Below are 20759 nucleotides of genomic sequence, written 5' to 3'. Positions count from 1 at the left end.
AATTTCTAAGGAGTAAGGCTATGAAACAAAATTCCCGCTGCCACACTTACATTTAAAGAATCTACAGTCCCCTGACCGCCAGGAATTTTTACAATATAATCACAACCTTTTGTGATTTCATGCCGTAACCCTTTGCCTTCATTGCCTAAAACCGCAACCCATGCTCTATCCTTTGGCAACTCACTTAAAGAGACAGTTCCCTCACTCAATGCAGTACCAACAATCCATCCACCAGCATCTTTAAGCTGCTGCAACGCACGATTGATATTCACAGTAGGAATTAAGGATAAAGAAAAGGCTCCTCCTGCGGAGGTTTTTAACACTAATGATGTGATATCAGCCTGTCTATCTGTTCCATAAATTACAAATTTAATTCCAAAAAACGCCGCACTACGAATTATTGCTCCAAAGTTGCGAGGATCTTGCACCTGATCAAGCACAATGCCCACACAGCCATGAACTGAGTTTTGATTTGCTGCTTTAACTGCCTCTAAAGCATCTGTCATATTTTGTACTGGGTATTCCGGAATTTTTAAGCAAATCCGTTGATGGTTGAGAACCTCAGAAGTATCAGCCAACGGCCAGGTTTCTTCTGCGTCTTTGTGTGGAACTACTTTAATTCCAAGTAGTTGCGCAGACTCCACAGCTGGTTTTAATTGTGCTGGCGCCTTATTGCTTTTATCAACAATAATGTGCAGTCCATACTTTGCGCTTTCAATACTTTTAAGCTGGTGCAAATTTGACAAATAGGCTTCAACAGTTCTTCTTCCCCAAACAAAAAGTTCTCTGGGTTGGTTTTTCTTGAGCTTTATTGCCTGTCCTTGATTTTTTTTCTCGGATTTAGAGGAGTTATCAAATTTTTTAGATGGTTCTTGTTGTTTAAAATACTTTTTTTCTGTTTTTGGAGTGGTTTTGCCTGGCTTTGCAAAACTTCTTTTTTTCTTATCTATCATACTAAAGCTTCTTTCATATTAAGAAGGTACTATACAAATTATGCCCACAGAAGCTATGCCACATAATTGATCAAAGTCAAAGCAAAGAAATAAAGGCTCAAGGCAATCAATTTCTAAAATTTCTACTTGCACGAATCGAGCACCTATGCTAGCAAAGTGGTTCCTATGATTTGAGAGGATTTTCAACATGAGCAAAAGAACATTTCAACCAAGTAATAAAGTCCGCAAGCGTAAACATGGATTCCGTGCCCGTATGGCAACTAAAAATGGACGCAACATCATCAAGCGCCGTCGCAGCAAGGGTCGCTCCTTGTTAGCAGCAACAGTTTACGTTAAGTAAAATCTAGAATTACTTAAGTAAAAGGCGCACCATGCGCCTTTTTTTCGTATTTTTAGCTAAATAAATAATGCTTAATTCTAACTATACTTTTAAATATGTACTCGCTTTTGGCTCCAATCAAGGAGATAGGATTCAAAATCTAAATACATCTTTGCGCCTATTGCAAGAGCATGTTTTTATTGTTCAACAGTCACCCTGGCGAAAAACAGAACCACTCCAACATCCAAAATTTGATACGTCTGACCACGAATATTATATCAATTTTGCTTGCGAAGTTGAAACAGTTTACACACCAATAAAACTTTATAAAATTATTACTAAAATTGAAGATACTATTGGACATCCAAGACATCGCCGCTGGTGCCCGCGAGAACTAGATATTGACATTTTATTTTGCGCAAAAAAAACGAGTTCTCAGTTTTCTTTGTGCGAGCCGTTTTCTTTTAAAAAACAACCTGATTTTTTTGTTCCTCATTTAGAATACTACAACAGGGACTTTTGGCGACAAATGGTGGAAGAAGACTTATGCATTTCTAAAGACTTTCTTGCAAAACACTTTCTTTAACACTAACCTCACACACGCAACAGCTAATGAGTAACATCACTCATTGACTATAAAATATGACATAGGTGCTTTAATTATGGTCTATTCTCAACCAGATAACAGATTAAAAATTATCTTTCTAGGAACTCCCCAAGTTGCTGCAAAATCTTTACTTGCTTTACAAAAACATTCTCATCTTTTTAAAATTATTCTTGCAGTCAGCCAACCACCGGCTCGATCTCACCGAAACGGTAAAGAAACTCCCTCTCCCGTTCATCTTGCTGCGCTTGAACACGGAATTCCCGTGTTAACTCCTCAATCAGCAAAAGAACCAGAATTTATTGCAACGTTACAAGAATTAAAACCAGACCTTTGCATTACAGCTGCATATGGCAATTATCTACCAAAAAGTTTTCTTGCTATACCTCATTATGGAACATTAAATATTCATCCAAGTCTGTTACCTTTTTATAGAGGAGCAGCGCCCGTACAACGCTGCATCGAAAACGGCGATACACAAACAGGAGTATCTATTTTACTTTCGGTTGCTGCAATGGATGCTGGTCCTATATTAGTACAAGAAAAACTTATTATTGATGAAAATATAAAATCTCCAGAGCTTCTTGAAGTTTTATTTGAAAAAGGAACAGAACTTTTAATTAAGTCAATACCAAATTATGTTTCTGGTAAAATGACTCCTTGCGAACAAAATCACAATAATGCAACCCATGCCGAAAAAATCAAACCCGAAGAAGCCAAACTCGATCTCAACATAAATGCCACCAAACTTCACAACAAAGTTCGCGCATTTGCAGGCTGGCCTGGAACAAAGCTATCTATATCACTCAACGAAGATGTCATAGAAATGAAAATTATTACAACTAAAGTTTCAAAAAATACTTTAAATTTAAAAATAGGTGAATTATTTTTTACTCCACAGTCTTTATGTTTAGGTTGTGGTAACAACTCTGTTTTAGAAGTTCTTGAAATGCAGCTTCCTGGCAAAAAGCCTGTTACTGCAAAAGACTTTCAAAATGGAATACGAAACCAAGAAATTAAAATAAATTTTTGAAATCAAAAGATTTTTAATTTGATTTTTTGATATTTTGGTGTATGAGAAATTTAGAGGTATTAATTTCTTGAGATCAGTAGTTACTTTTTCGGCTATAGAGTTTTGCCTAAAAGGCTATTAAAAAATACAAGGAAACACGCAATGGATAGTAAATTCAGTTCCTTTATTAATAACATTAAAAGTATGAATTCGAACAAAATCATTGATACCTTCAAAAAAAATCAGGAAAACCTTCATCCCAAAAATATGATGGGTCTAGCCCGAAAGGCCGTTGATACAGCACGCACTTTTTCTAAAGAAGAAATTCAAATTTTAATGGGAAAAGTGAATGTCCTTAGCCATAAAACAAATTCTGAAATTGAAAAAATGCTTTCAAATGTTGTCAGTAAAGTTTTAAAAGGACAACCTGAAAATTCTGTTACTCCAGAAATTCGTGATGAAATCACAAATATTCTAGTAGAACACAATAATGGAAAAAATATTATCCCAATTATTAGGTATGTTAATTCCGTTGTTGTGAGCAATGCACCTACTAGTATAGAATCAATTAAAAATTTTAGAAATAACATTGCTTCAACTCTAATTAGTGATGCCAAAAAACGGATTAGTGAAAAAAACACAATCGAAGCACAAATCGTTAACGAACCGCTTGAAAAAAAAGCTCCTAAAAAAGAGCGACAAAAAAATAAAGATAATATGTAATCGTCAATAAGGTTAATCATGGAAGAAGAAAATTCTCTTACAATTTTAAATAATGAAGCTTCACCTCAAAATTCAAATAAATCTGTGTTTGAAATTTTAAAATTAAAAGTTGAGGCCATTCTGTTTGTAGCAGACATGCCATTAGAAGCAGGAGAAATCAGAAATTGGGTTGGAGAAGTTTCTTTATCCGATGTTCGCATGGCACTTAGAGCCCTTGTTTACGATTACCAAAATAGAGCGTTTGAATTAACTGAAAACAATAATAAGTACCAGCTCAAAACTCGAAATGAATATCTCCCGTTAATTAAAAAACAATACTCTGGTAAAGCACGCTCTTTAAGCAAAAATGCGCTTGAAACACTTGCAATAATTGCTTATAGGCAGCCAATAACACGAGCACAAATTAATGCACTGCGACAAGTTGATAGTTCTTCTATTGTACAAACGTTAAAAGACAAAGATTTAATTTATGCCTCTGGTACACGAAAAGAAGTTGGCAATCCGCTTGAATACAAAACAACACCAAAATTTCTTGAAATATTTGGATTATCAAGCTTAAGCGAACTTCCTAGTTTACGATCTTTACAAATGAATCTCGATGATCAAAAAAAGGCTGTTTTAGCGCTAACTTCTATAGAAACTCCCCCACAAGAAAACATGCCTTCATCAGAAATTGGGTTGTGAACCTCTAATGAGCTATAATATTAAAAAAAATTGTTCTCGAAAAATCCACCAACAGCTTAACAGATATTAAAACAACTGTTATTATTTATACACTTTTAACACGATCTCATTATTTGAAAATTGTGTTATTTTTGTTTTTTCTAGGAGAATTTTATGAGTTTTATTAATAGTTTAGGAAGATTTTTTGCAAGTGTTTTTGGACTTGCGCAAGGTAAAACAGAAAGAATGGCTGATAAAATGGTTGCTTCAAGCGCCGATGCCATTCGCTCACAATTTCGCAAAACCAAAGAAGACTGGACAAAAGACTATCAAGAGATGAGAGAAGCAATTGCCGAACTTATCCGCATACGAGAAATGAAGTCCGACGAAGTAAAAAAAATAATTCGCGAAAATGAAGAACTGCAACATAAAATGAATGGCGCCATAGAACTGTACAAAAAAAATCCTGACGAACGCTATAAGAGTGCATACACTCAACTTGCAGACAAAGCAGAAAAAAATGAACAACGCATTAAAGAGCTTGAAACAGAGATTGATGAACAACAACAATCAATCGAACGATTCAAAGCACGTTTGCTAGAACTTCAAGCACAAATTGACATGTTAAATAAAGAAGAAGCAGAAACCGTTGCCGATATCATTAGCTCACAAAAAATCAAAGATCTTAACGATAGATTGGCTGGAGTTTCAACCGATTCGTCTTCTAAAAACTTGGAAGCAATTCGTAATGCAAGACAAAAATCTAAAGCTGTTGCAAAACTTTCTACTGAATTAAATGGAGTAGAAAAAATTGATCTCGATAAAGAATTGCAATCTGCTGGTTCGCGCTCAAAGCATTTATCTGCATTTGATGCAGCGATTTCAGGGACAAACAACAAAGTTAAAAGTGATCCGTTTGCCACACTTCCAGGCACAACTCAAGTGCATAATTCTAATAAAAATAATATTATAGAAGTTGATGCTCAATCCAAATAAAAAGCGAAAGAGAGCAAAATTATGGTTAAACTTGTTGATGGAGAAGAGTTTTTAATACACGCAGAAGAAAACATATGCTATGTCGTATTAAATAGCCCATCAACAAAAAATGCAATAAGCCTTCGCATGTCTCACATTATGCAAAGTCTCTCTTTTAATTTTGAAAATAAAAAAAGCACTTTTGAAGAATTCTTAATCAATTATAATTGTGTACTTATTGTTTTAAAATCAGCTGTTACTGGAGTTTTTTCAAGTGGTGGTAACCTTAAGGATTTAAAAAATAATTCTTTAGAAGATTGCCAACAATACGGTGCATCTATTCGCTCTTTTTGTAATCTGTTAAACTCAATATCGATTCCTTCTGTTGCCATTCTTTCGGGACCTTCATATGGAGGGGGAGTTGAATTGGCGCTAGCAACAGATTTTAGATGGAGCGTTGGAAAAAACTATGACTTTCATTTATCTCAAACTCGTTTTGGGATTCCTGCTGGTTGGAATGGCATGCTCCGTTTAACAGAATTATGCCCAAACTTGTATCCTAAAAAAGTTGCTGCACTCCAGGTTGGTAAATGCAGTCTTACTTCTACACAATTACTCCGTTTGGGACTTGTCGATCAAACGTTTACAACAGCCAAATCCTGCCAACAAAATTTAATAAAATGGAAAGATAATATTATTGATTGTCCTAAACCAATAAGAGACAATCTTATGAATAGACAAAAAATTTTAAATAAAAGCTTACTTTATGAATATGACATTAATATATTTAATAAATATTTTTTAAAAGAAGAACACAAAAAAAGAATTCATAATTTTTTCTCGGTAAAAAGCAAATGAAAAATTATAAAAAATATTTTATTTTAACTTTTTTTATATTTACAGCAGCATGTGGTGTTAAGTTACCACCAGAACCTCTTTATCCAACGTCTCCCTCTAATATAGACAAAGAAGTCACAAAAAGAAAAAAAGAAATCGAAAATCAAACCATCAATAAACTTAAAAATAACACTAACCAAATTAAGTCAAAAGAAAAATAACTGTATAAAACTATCAGTTTCATGGAGAAAATATGGAAGCGGAAAAAGGTGACATATGGCCTCAAAATCGTATTCAAAATCTATTTAAAATCGAACACCCAATTATTCAGGCAGGAATGGTTTGGGTCAGTGGGGCAAAATTAGCGGCGGCAAGCGCTAACGCAGGTTGTTTGGGATTGCTCGGTGCCGGAAGCATGAAGCCCGACGTGCTACGAAGCCAAATTAAAAAAGCAAAAAGCCTAACTCCTAAACCATTTGGTATTAATCTTCCTTTATTGTACGAAAAAACAGAAGAACAAATAAACACAGCATTAGAAGAAGGAATTCGTATTTTTTTTACAAGCGCTGGTTCTCCCAAGCGATGGACTGCTTTTTTAAAGCAAAATGGCTGCACCGTGGTCCATGTAGTCAGCACTCCAGAATTTGCAAAAAAATGCCAAGATGCAGGAGTCGATGCCGTCGTTGTCGAAGGATTTGAAGCGGGAGGACACAATGGCAGAGACGAAATCACAACCCTTGTCTTATTACAACAGCTCTATCAAAAGCTCTCAATCCCTATCATTGCTGCAGGGGGCATCGGAACAGGTAGGGGAATTCTGGCAGCATTTGCTCTGGGTGCGGAGGGCGTGCAAATTGGAACTGCATTTGCTGCAACTGAAGAAAGCTCTGCGCACAACAATTTTAAACTTGCTATGTGTGATGCGACTTTCAATGCAACGTTTTTAAGAATGAAAAAACTTGTACCAGTGCGACTTCTAGAGAATCCTTTTTCTAAACAAATAGAAGAAGCAGAAAATCGCTGCGCATCAAAAGAAGAGTTATTACAAATTTTAGGTAAAGGCAGAGCGCGTGAAGGAATTCTAAATGGCAATATTCAAGAAGGTGAACTTGAAGTTGGTCAAATTGTTTCAGAAATTAAAGAAATTTTAACCTGTGCCAATTTCGTTGATAATTTAAAAAAAGAATTTTTAGAAGCAAAAATTAGACTAATATAAAATTTAATTATTTACAAAAATACATCAAAAAAAATAAAAATAATATAAATTTAACTGAAAAAAAATACTTTTAATCAATTAATTATTTATAAAAATAACTAAAGAGAAATTGAGTAATAACGATTAAAATAATGCAATTTTGACACTGTCAAAAAAAATGCACCTTGCTAAAGAAAAAACAAAAATTTTTTCAACAGCACTATCAAGGTTCCATGTTTTAGGAGGTTATTTGCTATGGGGTTTCGTATTGCAACAAATGTGCAGTCGCTTAATGCACAACGTAACTTAACAATAAGTAACGACATGAACAATCTTTCAATGGAAAAGTTGTCTTCAGGTTTTCGCATTAATAAAGCTTCTGATGATGCCGCAGGGCTTGCAATAAGCGAAAAGCTTAAAGCTGATTACCGTGGTTTAGTTATGGCAAGACGCAACGCCAATGATGGTGTGTCGCTGATTCAAACCGCAGAAGGTGGATTAAACGAAATTGGTAACATTTTAACCCGTCTTCGCGAACTTTCAATTCAAGGCGCAAGTGATACAATTGGTAATACTGAAAGAGATTTTTTAAATAAAGAATTTAGCCAGCTTAAAGATGAAATTAACCGTATTTCTAGAACAACTGAATTCAACGGAACACTTCTTTTAGTTGGAGAACAAGATGGAATTGACGAAGAAATAACTAAACGATCAAATACATTTCCTCTAGAAATCCAAGTTGGTAAAAACTTTTTTGAATCTGCAGATAGCCTTGATAACCCAAATCCAACAAACGTTATTCGTATTGATTTTAGCAGTATTAATGCCTCTGTTGATGAAGACGGCTTAAATTTAGGGACTTCTGAAGAGGATGACATTTCAAGCGTTTCGACTAAAGAAATGTCGCAACGCTCTATTAGCGTAATTGATGATGCAATTACTAAGGTTTCGTCTTTCCGCTCAACAATGGGTGCGATTCAAAGCCGTTTAAATTCAACAATCAATCAGCTAAGCATTCAAGCAGAAAACAACGCCGCAACAAACAGCCGTATTCGTGATACAGATTTTGCAGAAGAATCTGCAAAACTTGCACAAACAAGTATTTTAAAACAATCTGGCGTGTCTGTGCTAACACAATCAAATCAAATTCCAGCATTGGCGCTTCGCTTGTTACAATAACCGATCTTTTTTTGCAAATTCAAATAATACCTAAAACAAATTTGGGGTTAGATTAAAAAATTTAACCCCAAAAAAATATATAAAAAGGCTGTTTATTAAATTCAAAAAATAAAGCAACATTTGGCTTGCCTAACGATTCCATTATTTCAGACGTTTTTCCTTGATGAATTTCTGGCAAACCAATATCAAAACTATAGCCATCATTTTTTAAGTTAACTTTTGATTTTCCACAAATTTGATTACAAATTTCACTTGTTACGTCTTTAATATCATTAGAAGACAGCGTCTCTTGTTCAGGCATACACAACACAGCACGCGTTATTTCGCTTGCCGATTCTTGACATAAACAAAAAGCCATCGCGCCTTTTCCTTTATCACGCGCAAGTTGCATACGCCCCGCAACTGTAATAGGAAACTGCATTTTACCGTCTATGATAGGTTTTATAAAACTGGGTTCTTTTAAGGCATTTGATTTGACAACTTCTCTAGTCGCTTTGATGAAGGCATTTAACACCTTAACATCAAAGATCGAAACTTCTTGTGCTAAAAATTCTTTTAAGCTCCTTTTAACAGGAGCTTCTGCTTTAGGAGGCGGTGTAGGAGGCTCTTTTGCAGGCGGAGCTTTAACGACTTTTTCTTCTGGAGCACTCACTGTTTGACTCTGTTGCTGTTGCGACGAAATGGTAGGGGTGGCTTGTGACACAACAACTGTTTGAGAGGCAGGCAAAATGACTGTGTTTGCTTGGTTTGAGTGTGAAACAGAAGCTGCTGCTCGGTTAATATTTGAAACTAAAGTTTCTAATTGTTCAATACTAGTTTTTGCTTCAAGTAAATGTTCTTTAAGTTTTGCAACATCTTTTTTAAGTTCTTTTTGTTCTCCCAATACATTTTTGTGTGTTTCAACAATCTCCATAAGTTTATCAATAATATCATTATAATATCGGTCTAGTTTTTTTTCTAACGAATTAGGGGGCGCCATAACGAACTTATAACCCCTTTTCTAATTTTATAGGTAATAGCAATTAACTGACATTTATAGGTATCGTTTGGCTATGTTAAAATCTATAGCAAGCTGAAGGGGGGAAAATGACACAGGTTATATTCAATAACATATTGGTTGTTGATGACGATCCAGACATTATTAATCAAATGAACAAAATATTTGGAAAAATGGGCAGAAAACATTACAAAGGCCTTCTTTCTGCAGAAGACGCGCTTAAAGAACTCGAAACAAACCCAAATCCTTACGATATTGTATTTGTCGATGTCAGAATGCCAATTTTTTCTGGCATTGCTTTGGTTCAATATATTAAAACACATGCAAATAAAAAAATTCGAGATACTTTTTGTGTACCTTTAGTTGGAAGCATTGGTAAAGAAGACAAAGCAATTATCTCAGAATTTTATTTTTTTGAAATTTTATCAAAACCAATTAGTGAAAAAGAATTTTTAACTCGTTTTCAAGAATTGGAAGAGCAACAAAAAAATCAAGATAGTGATCGCAATTTTCAATTACAATTTAAAAATGCACTTATCGAAAAAAACTATAAAATTGCTGAAGAAATTTTATTACCGCGCTTAAAAAAAGAGCCCAGTTCTCTTAGATTTTTAACTTTATATGCCGAGCTTTTACTTAGAACGCAAGAAATAAAAAAGGCAGAAGAGTTTTTAAACAAAATTTTAAAAATTGACGCCAACCATATTCCTGCTTTAAATCTATTATCAAAAGTTTTTATCAAAACAGATCGTTTTGAAGATGCAATGAAAGCTTTAGATAAAGCAAAAAATTTAAGTCCACACAATATCGACAGACTCCTGGTTATTGGAGAACTTAGCCTTGGCAATGGCGAAACAGATAAAGCTGAAGAAAATTTTAAAAGTGTATTAAAACTCAACCCTACTGATGATCGTGCCGCTTTTGGCCTAGGACGTGTGCTAGCAACTCAAGGGCGCATTGAAGAAAGCAAAAAAGTTCTTGCAAAATTAAAAAAAGGAGGAGAACTTGCCAGTTTTTTTAATAATAAAGGAGTTTTGCTTGTTAAAGCAGGAAAATTCAATGATGGTATCTCACTTTATCGTAATGCCATGAAGATCATTGATGCTCCAGAAAAAGAGTATCTTTTGCTTTACAATATTGCATTGGCTTATTCTAAAATGGGAGATACCCCAAAAGCTCTTGAATTTGCTAAAAAGTCGTATGAAAAAAGCTCCAATAGTTACGTTAAGTCTAAAAATCTTTTAGAAAAACTGCAAAAAGAAGCCAGTGAACAGCCTGTTCAAAGTAAAATTCCGCCAGCTCAGCTTCAAACTAACTCTCAAGATAATAAATCCAAATATTTGTTAACAAATGCGCAATTAGATTTTATTATGGAAGGTTACAACGATGGTGCTAAAAAAGCAGTAGCACCTTCTGCAACAGATGAAGAATTTATTACTTTTGGAACAGATTAAATTGACAATTGATTAATTATTCTTCATTTAAAAAATCTATTAATTTTCTAATTTTATAAAAATTTTCATCATTTACTTTACCCCCTGCAACATATGCATGTCCTCCCCCAGCAAAATTTTTAGCAAAGTAATTGCCTAAATGCTTAAAAGAATTTTTAGGTTTATTCCAAGGATTTATTCCACAAGAAACAGAATAAGTATTTTTTTGATAACTTGGAAAAACATGAAGTGCATAATTACATTCAGCATACAATAAATAAGGTACAAATCTACCCATACCTTTATATTCGTTACTTTTTGAAAAATCAGAAAAAGCGATTATACCTTCTTTTTTTATTACTTTTTTGTAAGCTCTTAACTGCTTATTAAATTGTTGTTCTTCAAAATCTATAATACTAGAGTATAATAAATCAGAATCAAATAAATCCTCAACACTTGGGCTTTTTACAATTTGCTTGACTAGCTTTTTATATAAAGCTTCTTTATTAATAATTCCATGACTTGCATTAAATAAAGTTTGTAGCTTTACTGCAGATGAAGAAAAATCATGAGCTGCCTCAGAATTAACATACATTGCGCCATCTATAATTTCTGCTAAATCAATAAACTCTTCGTAATCTTGAATTATTTTCCCGGGGAATTCGAGTTCATGAAAATGTTTTCTTAACAATCCTGGTGTACTTATCGCTGAAGTGTCCCATTTTGTTATAACATTAGGAATAAGTTCAGCGGTATTTGCTTCTGATAAAAAAGGATAACTTGAGCCTGTAGGATGGTGATCAATCCAATAACAATGTGGCAATATGTTTCCGTCGTCAAGTTGCTTGTCTTGAATTGTTTTATTTAAAAAAAACCTGTTACTTAAAAAGGAGGGGTGGATGGTAAAGTCTAAAATCGCACATGGCCATAAAATTTCTTTTAAACTCCATTCTCCTTCAGAAGAAACATGATTTACTGGTTGTACAACTACGTTCCAACCATATTTACCGTATTTACCGTAAAGAAATTTAGTAAATAATGCGGCAGCTATCCCCCCATCAGCATCAGAATGACTATAAATAGTATACAAAAAATTTTTATTCATTAACCAAAAACCATAAATGTATTGCTACCAACAAAAAATAGATTTGCAATAAAAATAAAGTAAAAATTAAATATCTTTAAAATTATAAGCAATAAAAAGACAATTGAAATTGTTAGTGCATGTTCTTGTAGCTTTTGAGACAATTTATAAGAAACATTATTTATAAGTAACTGCCAACCAGAAAAATTTGGAATAGGTAATAAATACAATCCACCTAAAATAGCATTTGTAATCCCTATTGATCCTATAATAAATTTTATCAATAAATCAGGATTAGATAAATCAGTGGCAGGATTTAATAAATAAGTTCCGCCCCCAATCGCACGAAAAATCACCATAACAATAAATGCAACCAAAAAATTTGCTGCAACGGCTGAAATATAAATTATATTAATATCACGCTTTGGTTTTGCAAAGTAACGTGTTTCAAGACTAAAAGTCTTAGGCCAACCAATAATAAATGGGGCATGTAAAATAATTGCCATAAGTGGCAAAATCACAGTTCCAAATAATTCTATATGAGGTAACGGATTTATTGTTGCCATTTGATTTGTGGTAAAAGAACGATCACCAAGCTTTCTTGCAACTATTGCAATAGTTCCTTGATAAACAGTAATCGCAAAAAGAAAACCTAAATAGAGGATAATTCCTCTAATAATCATAAACTCAACACTAGAATTCATTGTTAAAAATCCATACAAAAATTTAAGTAATTAAAACCCTGTTTTTTCTTTAATTTTTTTCTTTACAAACCAAATAACCAAAAACGTTACAAGCGCTATCGCAACAAACCCAATAATTCCAAACTGACCTTTTTTAATATAATAGTCTAGAACTTCTAGATCACTGAGTTGCCTTTCACCCCAAAACCCAAGATAAACCCAAATAGGGACGCTAATAATTGCTGCCATTCCATCTGTTAAAAAAAACTTTAAGTAACTGACTTTTTTTGTAATTCCCGTAACAACATAAATAGGCGCTCGCAAACCCGGCATAAAACGGGCTGCAAAAATAAACCAAAATCCGTGTTTCGCAAATTTTTCTTGCACCCATTGATATCTTTCTTGTGTCACAATTCTAGAGAAAAATTTTATTTTAAGTAACTTTTCTCCATAAATATAACCTAAAAAAAACATCACACTATCTCCTAAAAGAACACCAGCCATAGAGATAGCAAGCATGATATGTACAGAGTCACAATTTTGAAAAGCATGTAGAAATGAGCCCTCTATTGGACATGCCAAGGAAGAAATAAAGCCACCAGCTACTAAGGTAATGTCTTCTGGAATTGGCAAGCCAAATCCACATAACAAAAGAACTCCAAAAACAGCAATCGTACCATAATTTGTAAAGAAATATATGAGACTGTCTAAACTTAACACAACGACTCCATAAAATCTTAAGAAAAAAAAACTCTTCATATGCTCATTTATCTGATACTGTCAAACCCTGCAAACATTAACGTAAGAAAGAATATAGTTTTATTACTTTCTATATTGACAGTAGAAAATGGGTGCTTATGTTCCACGCAAGCAGGGAAAAAAGAGGCCCTGTACTTTTAGCTTAGCGTTAAGTAAATAAAAGTACTACTATTTCCCTACATTAAAAAATAACAAAAGTGATTTATTGTCATCCCTATTCGGAGGTTTTTTGTATGAGTAAAATTATTGGTATCGACTTAGGAACAACCAACTCGGTGGTTGCAGTTATGGAAAATGGTCAAGCAAAAGTGATTGCAAACCAAGAAGGCGAGCGTACAACCCCTTCTGTGGTTGCTTACACACGCGATGGCGAGTTTATTGTTGGTCGTCCTGCGCGCAACCAAGCAGTTACAAACCCACGCAACACCATTTACTCAGCAAAACGTTTTATTGGTAGCCACTTCTCTGAACGCTCAAGCGAAGCCGGCAAAATGCCATACTCTGTAAAAAAAGGATCAGATAATAATATTTTATTTGAAATTGGCGGCAAAGATTTAAGCCCACAACAAATTTCTGCAAAAGTTCTTCAAAAACTTAAAGAAGCAGCAGAGAACTATCTTGGACAGACTGTCACTCAAGCTGTTATCACAGTACCTGCTTACTTTAATGACTCCCAACGCCAAGCGACTAAAGATGCTGGCCGCATTGCTGGCCTTGAGGTTCTTCGTATTATTAATGAGCCTACAGCAGCCGCTTTAGCATATGGGCTCGACAAAAAAACCAACCAAAAAATCGCAGTTTACGACTTCGGTGGCGGTACATTTGATGTGTCTATCCTTGAAGTTGGCGATAACGTGGTTGAAGTGCTTTCTACTAACGGTGACACCCACCTTGGCGGCGACAACGTTGATGAGCGCCTTATTGACTTTTTAGTTGAAGAGTTCAAAAAACAAACGTCTATTGATGTTTCTAAAGACCCTATGGCAATGCAACGTCTAAAAGAATCTGCTGAAAAAGCAAAAATCGAACTTTCAAGCCAAACTAAGGTTGACATCAATCTTCCTTATTTAACTGCCGATCAAACAGGACCTAAACACCTTGCATTGAGCCTAATGCGTTCGCAGTTTGAGCAAATGATTATGGATATTATCGATAAAACAATTGAACCATGCCGCAAAGCATTGAGTGATGCAAAACTCACTATCGATCAAATTGATGAAGTGGTCATGGTTGGCGGTTCCACTCGTATTCCATTAGTTGGTGAAAAAGTTAAAAAATTCTTTAATAAAGAACCTAATCGTACTGTTAACCCAGACGAAGTTGTGGCATTAGGGGCTGCTGTGCAAGCAGGCGTGCTTGGTGGCGAAGTTAAAGACGTGCTTCTCTTAGATGTGACTCCGCTTAGCCTAGGTATTGAAACCTTGGGTGGCGTATTCACCACTCTGATCGAACGCAACAGCACAATTCCAAAGCGCGCAAGCCAAATTTTCTCCACCGCTGCAGACAACCAAACTAGCGTTGAAATTGGTGTGTTCCAAGGTGAACGTCAAATGGCTCGCGACAACAGAAGTTTAGGTCGTTTTAACTTAGCAGACATCCCTGCAGCACCTCGCGGCATTCCTCAAATCGAAGTGACTTTTGATATTGATGCAAACGGTATCCTTAAAGTGTCAGCAAAAGACCTCGGAACTGGCAAAGAACAAAAAATTACTGTTTCTAACTCCGGCGGTCTTTCTGAAGCAGACATCAAGCGCATGAAAGAAGACGCAGAACACAATGCTGCTACAGACAAAGCGCGTCGAGAAACAATTGAAGCACGCAATAAACTTGATGGAATTGTATTCCAAACAGAAAAAAATCTTCGTGAAAACGGCGATAAATTGCCAGCAGATATGAAGTCTGCGCTAGAAAGCGAACTTTCTAATGCACGCAGCGTGCTAGAAACCAAAGCAGAAGATAAAGAGGCTCTTGAGGCAGCTATTGCTTCTCTCGAAACTAAAGCACACAAGCTCGCAGAAGAAATGTACAAAAACGCAGGCGCGCAACAAGATCAAGGTACGCCTAATCCTGATGCAAGCAACAGCAACCAAACCAACTCTAAAAACAAAGATGGCGTGGTTGATGCAGAATTTGAGTCTAGCAAGTAAGCAAAAACTCATTTGGTTAAAACCCCAGTAAGAATATCTTTCTTTACTGGGGTTTTTTAATATTCACAAAAATAAATTACTTTTAATATAAATTTAAAGATACAAGTTAAAAGAATTTCTTATCAATCTACAAATTTGAACAACTTAATATTCTCTATTATTGTAATTTTTGATAAAATACTCCTTTTCAGTAAGTTTTTATTAATTTTTTGTTATTTTAAAATTAATTACACAAGAAAGTAAATTTAAATAAAAAAACAATCAAAGATAATAAGTTTAAAATTTCTTTAAAGAAAGAATCCAAAATAATTTTAATTTGCGATTTAAAACAATTAAAACCTGTATTTAATTTTGACAAATAAGCAAAGAACTTTATTACAAAAATAATTAAGTCAACAGAAAAAGATGTAGGATTGATGACATCTAAAAATTATCTGATGTCATTGATACAAATGAACTAACAAGATATGAATTTAAAAAAAATATTTTTCAATATTTCCAGAAAATTTCTTAAATAAAATCAAATTAAACTAGACTTATAATTGTGATTAAAATTTAATTTATATTGCATTCTATAGATATAGGTACTAGTGTTCATATAGCACCTACAAAAATTTCAAAAGAAGCCCCCAAATTATATCCTTTCTCTGAAGATAGTTGACTTACAATCAATTGAATAATTTTATTTTAACATAATTTGACATTAAATCTCTTATCAATTAATATTAATAGATAAATTTTTGCAATCCAAAAAAATGTTAAATGTATTAAGAAAAAATTTTTAAGGAGGTCGTATGAAATTAAAATTTAAGTTATATCTAGTGTTATCTTTTTTATTTCAAACCATAGCGACTAACGTTTATGGTGAAGCAATTTACGGTTCATTTGTTTGTTTTAATGATACCTATACTGACATTGATGTATATGGTTCAAGCCAATTTAGTAGCTGTAGTTTATCGGGTAATTCAAATATTTTTGGAACATTTAGTGCAAATGATTCAACATTTGTAAATAAACTAAAAGTATATGGAAGCAGCAGTATATCAAATTCAAAATTTTCTGATACTATTTTTAGTGGCACATTTCTTACAAACAATTCTAGTTATAAAAAGTTAACTGTATTTGGAAGTACAACAATAGCTTATTCAACTGTAAATGATGTTGCCAAAATATTTAGCGATTTAAACGCAGATGAAACGACATTTGAAAAAGATATAATTCTTTGGGGTAGAAATAATTATATTAAAAATTCGTTAATTAAAGGAAATATTATTATCAGAAGCTTTAGTAAGTTTCTTAATATTAGCCAAACACTAAATCTTGATAATGTTAGAGTTGATGGAGACGTTGTATTTAAAAATAATGTTGGAATAATTAATTTAATTAACAATGCAACAGTTTGTGGTAATACAATTGGCGTAAAACCTACAGACCCAGTTGAACCTACCGAACCCACAGATCCTGTAAAAAATTAATTTGTATAACTAAAAAATAAATAAATATAAAAATACAATTAACTTTCAATTTTTTTACTAAATATTATTTGACTCTAAGAAATTAATTTACTATTAAGTAACAGGAATTTAGATGCTTTAAAAAAGGAGCTTCCTATGCTTTTCAGGAAAATCTTACAATCTACCGCTCTTTTAAGTTTAGGTATCACCTCACTTTGCTATGCAAAATCCCCTTTTGGTATGGCAGGATGTGGTTTTGGTTCTCAAGTGATGGGAGAAAATGGCAATCAAGTTTTTGCTGCAACAACAAATGGATCGCTTTTTGGTTCCCAGTTTTTTGGTATTACATCAGGAACTTCAAACTGCTTAGAGCCTTCACAAGAAGTTGCACTCACCGCACAACAACGATTTATTGCAGATAACTTTTCTGCGCTGTCTAAAGAAATTGCTCAAGGAGATGGTGAATCTTTAAAAGCATTTTCAAGCACATTTGGTTGCAAAAAAGATATTTATCCTAACTTTGCAGTAAAACTACAAAACTCATATGAAAAAATATTTATATCTCCCGGAAGTATGGCTGCACTCGAAGTCATTCAATCAGAAATCAAAAATGATCCTGTTTTAGTCAATGGATGCAGCTTAATAATTTAACTTAATATTTTATTCGGGAGCAAATTTTATGAAACTTAAAAAATTACTTATTTTTTCTGCATTATCTGTTTTTGTTTTGAGCAACAAAGCCTTTTCACAAAACCCCTTTGCCAAAAAAGGTAACTACAAAAGCACTGAAGCCTATGGAATGAGTGGTTGTGGTGTAGCCTCAATATTTATAAAAGAAAAAGACATGCTGCCTCAAATAGGAGCCTCAGTTGTAAATAATATTTTTGGACCCACGCAAACCTTTGCGATGTCTTCTGGTACTTCAAATTGCGTTGCACCACGCAGTGATATGGCTCTAAAACAAGAACAAGAAGTATTTATGGCTGCAAACTTTTCGAGTCTCAACAAAGAAGCAGCTCAAGGCAATGGAGAACATATTTCTGCACTAGCAGAAGTATTTGGCTGTCCTCAAGAGCAGTTTTTAAAATTAAGCCAAGAAAACTACAATAAATTATTTGATTCTTCTGAACCAACTGTAGTGCTAGAAAATTACAAAAAAGAATTAAAAGAACATAATACTCTTTCTGGAAGTTGTGAACGCCTAATTTAAAAATGATGATTATAAAATTTTATTTAATATGTGCTTTTTTTATTTTTACTTTAAACATAATATTAGTATCAAAAAGCTCTCTCGCAAATGAAAACAGTTACCTAAACGTACTTATCCAAAAAGCTCGTAAACTCAAAACTGCAGAAGCAAGAGCTTGGAAAAAAATCTTATTTATTCCAGATAAAACTTTTAGTTTAAAGCAAAAAAGCTTGGTTAGTGATTCTAAATTTTTTCTTGCCAAAAATGGGCGAAATAATCCTGAAGAAGAACTTATTGCAACACTAACAGCATTTTTCAATTCTAGCTTAATAGAAATCAATGAAGTTTCTATGCATCCTCAATGCAAATACCCAGCACGAATGCATTTTCTTATTCAAGAATTACAAATTGATACCGAGAAAATTCCTAAACAAGAATGTAACCAATTAAATAATTTTATTAACTATCTTGAGTATAATGGTATTTCGTTAGTTTTTTCAAATTATGTCGCTGATGGCCCAGGCTCTTTATTTGGACATACTTTTCTTAGACTTCACAGAAAAGCAGTAGAAAGTAGTGATTCTGCATTACTTGACGATATCACTAATTTTTCAGCATTTGTTCCTTTAAATAAAGATTTATTATTTGTTTTTAAAGGTTTGCTTGGAGGTTATAAAGGAAAATTTTCTGTATTACCATATTATCAAAAAATTCAAGAATATAATAATTATGAAAGCCGAGACTTGTGGGAATATAAGTTAAACTTTAGTAAAAATGAAATTAAATTGCTTGAGCTACTGCTTTGGGAAGTTGGCTGGACTTATATTGATTATTACTATTTAGATGATAATTGCGCATACGTTATGCTTGCCTTGCTAGAGGCTGCTAAACCAGATCTTTTTCTAACAAATAAAGCTTTAATATATGCAATTCCTTCTGATACAATTAGAATTGTAGAAAATATTCCTAATTTTGTCACAAATGTCACTTACAGACCTTCTGTTCTGTCGCGCTATGTCACAAAGGTTGCTTTACTCAATAATACTGAAAGTATAATTTTAAAAAATATTGTTGAAAACAATAACATTTTAGAAAATACGTTTTCGAATTGTGATAAATACTGTAAAGCAAATGTTATCGACTCTACATTAGAATATATTGATTACAAAGAAAAACTTGTGGGCTCAAACGATCTAGTTAAATATGGAAAACTAAGACATACTTTACTTTTATCTAGAGCTAAAGACGCTGTTAAATTAGAAAAAACTGAAAATAAACCACAATCAAATCCGCCTCATATAGGGCATGATTCTGGAATGGTCGCAATGAGTGTGGGTAGTGTACTTGCTGAAAGCTACTTTACAGAACTTCAGTGGCGCCCCGCTCTGCATAATTATGAAGATAGTGATTTAGGTTATAGTAATAGTTTAGGTATAGGCTTTCTCGATACAACTTTTCGTTATAATGTGACAGACAAAAAATTTGAACTACGCAAATTTCATTTATTAGAAATCATGTCTTTGCCAAAAAATCTTGAGAATATAGAATTTTTAGCCTGGCATTTTGATTTAGGACTAGAAAATAATTTTGGCTTTAACGAAAAGGCAAAGTATGAACGAGGTTATTTAAAGTTTGGCGTTGGTGCTACTTTATTTGGAGAAGAAAACAATCGATTTTTTTATTCACTTCTTCATTTAGATACAGGATATTCTAGAAATTTTGGTTGGCATTTTGGTCCTACTTTTCTTTTTGGGTATGTAGAACAAATTAACTCAAAAATAAAATTTATAGTTACCACAGAACTTGGAAACAGATTTAATAAAAATAACATTACATTATCATCAGAAAGTAAAGCAATATTATCTTATTATATTTCTAGGAATTTTTCTGTGCAACTTAGTTATTTAAATAAAAACTCAGAAAATGAAGCTAAATTAACTACAAAAATTTATTTTTAGATTAATAATAAATTTTTAACTACTACAATAACACTTAACAGATGAAATTAAATTATCAATTCCAAAATCATATAAATTTTGAAATAATATAATTGAAGAATAATTAGTAATTTTATATTCATTTTTATTATAATTGTAACCCTCATAAAGCATAATGTAACATCCAGGATTTAAAGATACCATGCTCACATTTTTATCTAATGAACGTGAGGTTTTTTTCCAGCTCTTAACTCCCCGAAAATATATTTTTCTTAAAATAGTAATTGCCGTAAGGTCAGAAATTTCGTCTCCATGATTTAATTCAAAACGAAAGCCTAAAAACTCAAATTCCCCTGTTTTTAACACAATTGGGTTATGTCCATTAACATGTTCATAAAGAACACATTGAGAAGAAAACGCTTTTAAAAATCCGAAAAATAAAACAATAAAAATTATTAACTTCATAATTATCTCCATTGTATAATTTATCAACTACTAATAAATAATTGATATATAATCTTATATTTTTATGACTTCTCACTGTTAAAACAAGAAATATCAACATAAAAATAATCACAAAAAACTACAAATATTTAATAAATATATATAATTTAAT

22 protein-coding genes are annotated in these 20759 nt (G+C 33.2%); 16 read left to right on the top strand and 6 right to left on the bottom strand.

The features are described from left to right. Positions 1-5 precede the first annotated feature (5 nt). Complete coding sequence (gene rlmB, locus Spiro2_RS02215) at positions 6-953, bottom strand: 23S rRNA (guanosine(2251)-2'-O)-methyltransferase RlmB (protein ID WP_338636741.1); 948 nt, start codon at positions 951-953, stop codon at positions 6-8. Positions 954-1140: 187 nt separating this feature from the next. Here rlmB and rpmH point away from each other — a divergent pair, with 187 nt between their 5' ends. The 10 genes from rpmH (at position 1141) to Spiro2_RS02165 (ending at position 8460) form a co-directional block, all read left to right on the top strand. Then, entirely contained in the window at positions 1141-1293 is a 153-nt protein-coding gene (gene rpmH / locus Spiro2_RS02210; protein WP_338636739.1) for a 50S ribosomal protein L34, read from the top strand. A 67-nt stretch (positions 1294-1360) separates the two neighbouring features. Beyond that, positions 1361-1858 (top strand): 2-amino-4-hydroxy-6-hydroxymethyldihydropteridine diphosphokinase, encoded by a 498-nt coding sequence (gene folK, locus Spiro2_RS02205; RefSeq protein ID WP_338636737.1) that lies wholly within the window; start codon positions 1361-1363, stop codon positions 1856-1858. 76 nt (positions 1859-1934) lie between these two features. Next, positions 1935-2909 carry a methionyl-tRNA formyltransferase gene (gene fmt / locus Spiro2_RS02200; RefSeq protein ID WP_338636736.1) on the top strand — a complete coding sequence of 325 codons (975 nt, stop codon included), beginning with the start codon at positions 1935-1937 and terminating at the stop codon, positions 2907-2909. A 141-nt stretch (positions 2910-3050) separates the two neighbouring features. Further along, a complete protein-coding gene (locus Spiro2_RS02195; RefSeq protein ID WP_338636735.1) occupies positions 3051-3611 on the top strand; it encodes a hypothetical protein in 561 nt (186 codons plus the stop codon). Positions 3612-3629: 18 nt separating this feature from the next. Beyond that, complete coding sequence (gene scpB, locus Spiro2_RS02190; protein WP_338636733.1) at positions 3630-4295, top strand: SMC-Scp complex subunit ScpB; 666 nt, start codon at positions 3630-3632, stop codon at positions 4293-4295. Positions 4296-4448: 153 nt separating this feature from the next. Further along, the gene (locus tag Spiro2_RS02185) at positions 4449-5270 is read left to right on the top strand and encodes a hypothetical protein (protein ID WP_338636732.1); all 822 of its coding nucleotides are present in this window, start codon (positions 4449-4451) and stop codon (positions 5268-5270) included. 21 nt (positions 5271-5291) lie between these two features. Further along, a complete protein-coding gene (locus Spiro2_RS02180; RefSeq protein ID WP_338636731.1) occupies positions 5292-6107 on the top strand; it encodes an enoyl-CoA hydratase/isomerase family protein in 816 nt (271 codons plus the stop codon). Beyond that, the gene (locus Spiro2_RS02175) at positions 6104-6307 is read left to right on the top strand and encodes a hypothetical protein (protein ID WP_338636730.1); all 204 of its coding nucleotides are present in this window, start codon (positions 6104-6106) and stop codon (positions 6305-6307) included. The genes Spiro2_RS02180 and Spiro2_RS02175 overlap by 4 nt, the downstream gene beginning before the upstream one ends. Positions 6308-6339: 32 nt before the next feature. Then, positions 6340-7302 (top strand): nitronate monooxygenase, encoded by a 963-nt coding sequence (locus Spiro2_RS02170; RefSeq protein ID WP_338636729.1) that lies wholly within the window; start codon positions 6340-6342, stop codon positions 7300-7302. Positions 7303-7536: 234 nt separating this feature from the next. Beyond that, positions 7537-8460, top strand: a complete 924-nt coding sequence (locus tag Spiro2_RS02165) for a flagellin (protein ID WP_338636728.1) — start codon at positions 7537-7539, stop codon at positions 8458-8460. A 61-nt stretch (positions 8461-8521) separates the two neighbouring features. On the opposite strand, the gene Spiro2_RS02160 is transcribed toward Spiro2_RS02165, so the two are convergent. Beyond that, positions 8522-9439 carry a chemotaxis protein CheX gene (locus Spiro2_RS02160; RefSeq protein ID WP_338636727.1) on the bottom strand — a complete coding sequence of 306 codons (918 nt, stop codon included), beginning with the start codon at positions 9437-9439 and terminating at the stop codon, positions 8522-8524. 107 nt (positions 9440-9546) lie between these two features. On the opposite strand from Spiro2_RS02160, the gene Spiro2_RS02155 reads away from it, so the two are divergent. Next, a complete protein-coding gene (locus tag Spiro2_RS02155) occupies positions 9547-10911 on the top strand; it encodes a tetratricopeptide repeat protein (protein ID WP_338636726.1) in 1365 nt (454 codons plus the stop codon). 16 nt (positions 10912-10927) lie between these two features. Here the strand turns inward: Spiro2_RS02155 and Spiro2_RS02150 are convergent, their stop codons facing one another. The 3 genes from Spiro2_RS02150 to Spiro2_RS02140 are packed head-to-tail and all read right to left on the bottom strand — an operon-like array spanning position 10928 to position 13377. Beyond that, positions 10928-11995 carry a hypothetical protein gene (locus Spiro2_RS02150; protein ID WP_338636725.1) on the bottom strand — a complete coding sequence of 356 codons (1068 nt, stop codon included), beginning with the start codon at positions 11993-11995 and terminating at the stop codon, positions 10928-10930. Further along, the gene (locus tag Spiro2_RS02145; RefSeq protein ID WP_338636724.1) at positions 11995-12678 is read right to left on the bottom strand and encodes a site-2 protease family protein; all 684 of its coding nucleotides are present in this window, start codon (positions 12676-12678) and stop codon (positions 11995-11997) included. Before Spiro2_RS02145 ends, Spiro2_RS02150 begins: the two co-directional genes overlap by 1 nt. A gap of 30 nt (positions 12679-12708) precedes the next feature. Then, a complete protein-coding gene (locus tag Spiro2_RS02140; protein WP_338636723.1) occupies positions 12709-13377 on the bottom strand; it encodes a DedA family protein in 669 nt (222 codons plus the stop codon). Between the two features lie 272 nt (positions 13378-13649). Between Spiro2_RS02140 and dnaK the strand changes: the two genes are divergently transcribed. The 5 genes from dnaK (at position 13650) to Spiro2_RS02115 (ending at position 20164) form a co-directional block, all read left to right on the top strand. Beyond that, positions 13650-15563, top strand: a complete 1914-nt coding sequence (gene dnaK, locus Spiro2_RS02135) for a molecular chaperone DnaK (protein WP_338636722.1) — start codon at positions 13650-13652, stop codon at positions 15561-15563. A gap of 794 nt (positions 15564-16357) precedes the next feature. After that, positions 16358-17038, top strand: coding sequence for a hypothetical protein (locus Spiro2_RS02130; protein ID WP_338636720.1), 681 nt, complete (start codon positions 16358-16360; stop codon positions 17036-17038). Positions 17039-17173: 135 nt separating this feature from the next. Then, the gene (locus Spiro2_RS02125) at positions 17174-17668 is read left to right on the top strand and encodes a DUF3015 family protein (protein WP_338636719.1); all 495 of its coding nucleotides are present in this window, start codon (positions 17174-17176) and stop codon (positions 17666-17668) included. A gap of 28 nt (positions 17669-17696) precedes the next feature. Beyond that, on the top strand, positions 17697-18227 hold the full coding sequence (locus Spiro2_RS02120; protein WP_338636718.1) for a DUF3015 family protein: 531 nt from the start codon (positions 17697-17699) through the stop codon (positions 18225-18227). Positions 18228-18229: 2 nt separating this feature from the next. Further along, entirely contained in the window at positions 18230-20164 is a 1935-nt protein-coding gene (locus tag Spiro2_RS02115) for a DUF4105 domain-containing protein (protein WP_338636717.1), read from the top strand. 15 nt (positions 20165-20179) lie between these two features. Here Spiro2_RS02115 and Spiro2_RS02110 read toward each other — a convergent pair whose 3' ends face one another. Continuing rightward, the gene (locus tag Spiro2_RS02110) at positions 20180-20608 is read right to left on the bottom strand and encodes a hypothetical protein (protein WP_338636715.1); all 429 of its coding nucleotides are present in this window, start codon (positions 20606-20608) and stop codon (positions 20180-20182) included. Positions 20609-20759 lie beyond the last annotated feature (151 nt).

The sequence above is a fragment of the Spirobacillus cienkowskii genome, from assembly GCF_037081835.1.
In the GTDB taxonomy this organism is placed as follows: Bacteria; Bdellovibrionota_B; Oligoflexia; order Silvanigrellales; family Silvanigrellaceae; genus Silvanigrella; species Silvanigrella cienkowskii.
The sequence above is the reverse complement of the archived record's forward strand: the minus strand, read 5'-3'. Positions and strand labels throughout refer to the sequence as shown.

What these genes read in the sequence shown, in the direction of transcription:
- rlmB (WP_338636741.1), bottom strand. Translation starts at nt 953, where the DNA reads ATGATAGATAAGAAAAAAAGAAGTTTTGCAAAGCCAGGCAAAACCACT.
- rpmH (WP_338636739.1), top strand. Translation starts at nt 1,141, where the DNA reads ATGAGCAAAAGAACATTTCAACCAAGTAATAAAGTCCGCAAGCGTAAA.
- folK (WP_338636737.1), top strand. Translation starts at nt 1,361, where the DNA reads ATGCTTAATTCTAACTATACTTTTAAATATGTACTCGCTTTTGGCTCC.
- fmt (WP_338636736.1), top strand. Translation starts at nt 1,935, where the DNA reads ATGGTCTATTCTCAACCAGATAACAGATTAAAAATTATCTTTCTAGGA.
- Spiro2_RS02195 (WP_338636735.1), top strand. Translation starts at nt 3,051, where the DNA reads ATGGATAGTAAATTCAGTTCCTTTATTAATAACATTAAAAGTATGAAT.
- scpB (WP_338636733.1), top strand. Translation starts at nt 3,630, where the DNA reads ATGGAAGAAGAAAATTCTCTTACAATTTTAAATAATGAAGCTTCACCT.
- Spiro2_RS02185 (WP_338636732.1), top strand. Translation starts at nt 4,449, where the DNA reads ATGAGTTTTATTAATAGTTTAGGAAGATTTTTTGCAAGTGTTTTTGGA.
- Spiro2_RS02180 (WP_338636731.1), top strand. Translation starts at nt 5,292, where the DNA reads ATGGTTAAACTTGTTGATGGAGAAGAGTTTTTAATACACGCAGAAGAA.
- Spiro2_RS02175 (WP_338636730.1), top strand. Translation starts at nt 6,104, where the DNA reads ATGAAAAATTATAAAAAATATTTTATTTTAACTTTTTTTATATTTACA.
- Spiro2_RS02170 (WP_338636729.1), top strand. Translation starts at nt 6,340, where the DNA reads ATGGAAGCGGAAAAAGGTGACATATGGCCTCAAAATCGTATTCAAAAT.
- Spiro2_RS02165 (WP_338636728.1), top strand. Translation starts at nt 7,537, where the DNA reads ATGGGGTTTCGTATTGCAACAAATGTGCAGTCGCTTAATGCACAACGT.
- Spiro2_RS02160 (WP_338636727.1), bottom strand. Translation starts at nt 9,439, where the DNA reads ATGGCGCCCCCTAATTCGTTAGAAAAAAAACTAGACCGATATTATAAT.
- Spiro2_RS02155 (WP_338636726.1), top strand. Translation starts at nt 9,547, where the DNA reads ATGACACAGGTTATATTCAATAACATATTGGTTGTTGATGACGATCCA.
- Spiro2_RS02150 (WP_338636725.1), bottom strand. Translation starts at nt 11,995, where the DNA reads ATGAATAAAAATTTTTTGTATACTATTTATAGTCATTCTGATGCTGAT.
- Spiro2_RS02145 (WP_338636724.1), bottom strand. Translation starts at nt 12,678, where the DNA reads ATGAATTCTAGTGTTGAGTTTATGATTATTAGAGGAATTATCCTCTAT.
- dnaK (WP_338636722.1), top strand. Translation starts at nt 13,650, where the DNA reads ATGAGTAAAATTATTGGTATCGACTTAGGAACAACCAACTCGGTGGTT.
- Spiro2_RS02130 (WP_338636720.1), top strand. Translation starts at nt 16,358, where the DNA reads ATGAAATTAAAATTTAAGTTATATCTAGTGTTATCTTTTTTATTTCAA.
- Spiro2_RS02125 (WP_338636719.1), top strand. Translation starts at nt 17,174, where the DNA reads ATGCTTTTCAGGAAAATCTTACAATCTACCGCTCTTTTAAGTTTAGGT.
- Spiro2_RS02120 (WP_338636718.1), top strand. Translation starts at nt 17,697, where the DNA reads ATGAAACTTAAAAAATTACTTATTTTTTCTGCATTATCTGTTTTTGTT.
- Spiro2_RS02115 (WP_338636717.1), top strand. Translation starts at nt 18,230, where the DNA reads ATGATGATTATAAAATTTTATTTAATATGTGCTTTTTTTATTTTTACT.
- Spiro2_RS02110 (WP_338636715.1), bottom strand. Translation starts at nt 20,608, where the DNA reads ATGAAGTTAATAATTTTTATTGTTTTATTTTTCGGATTTTTAAAAGCG.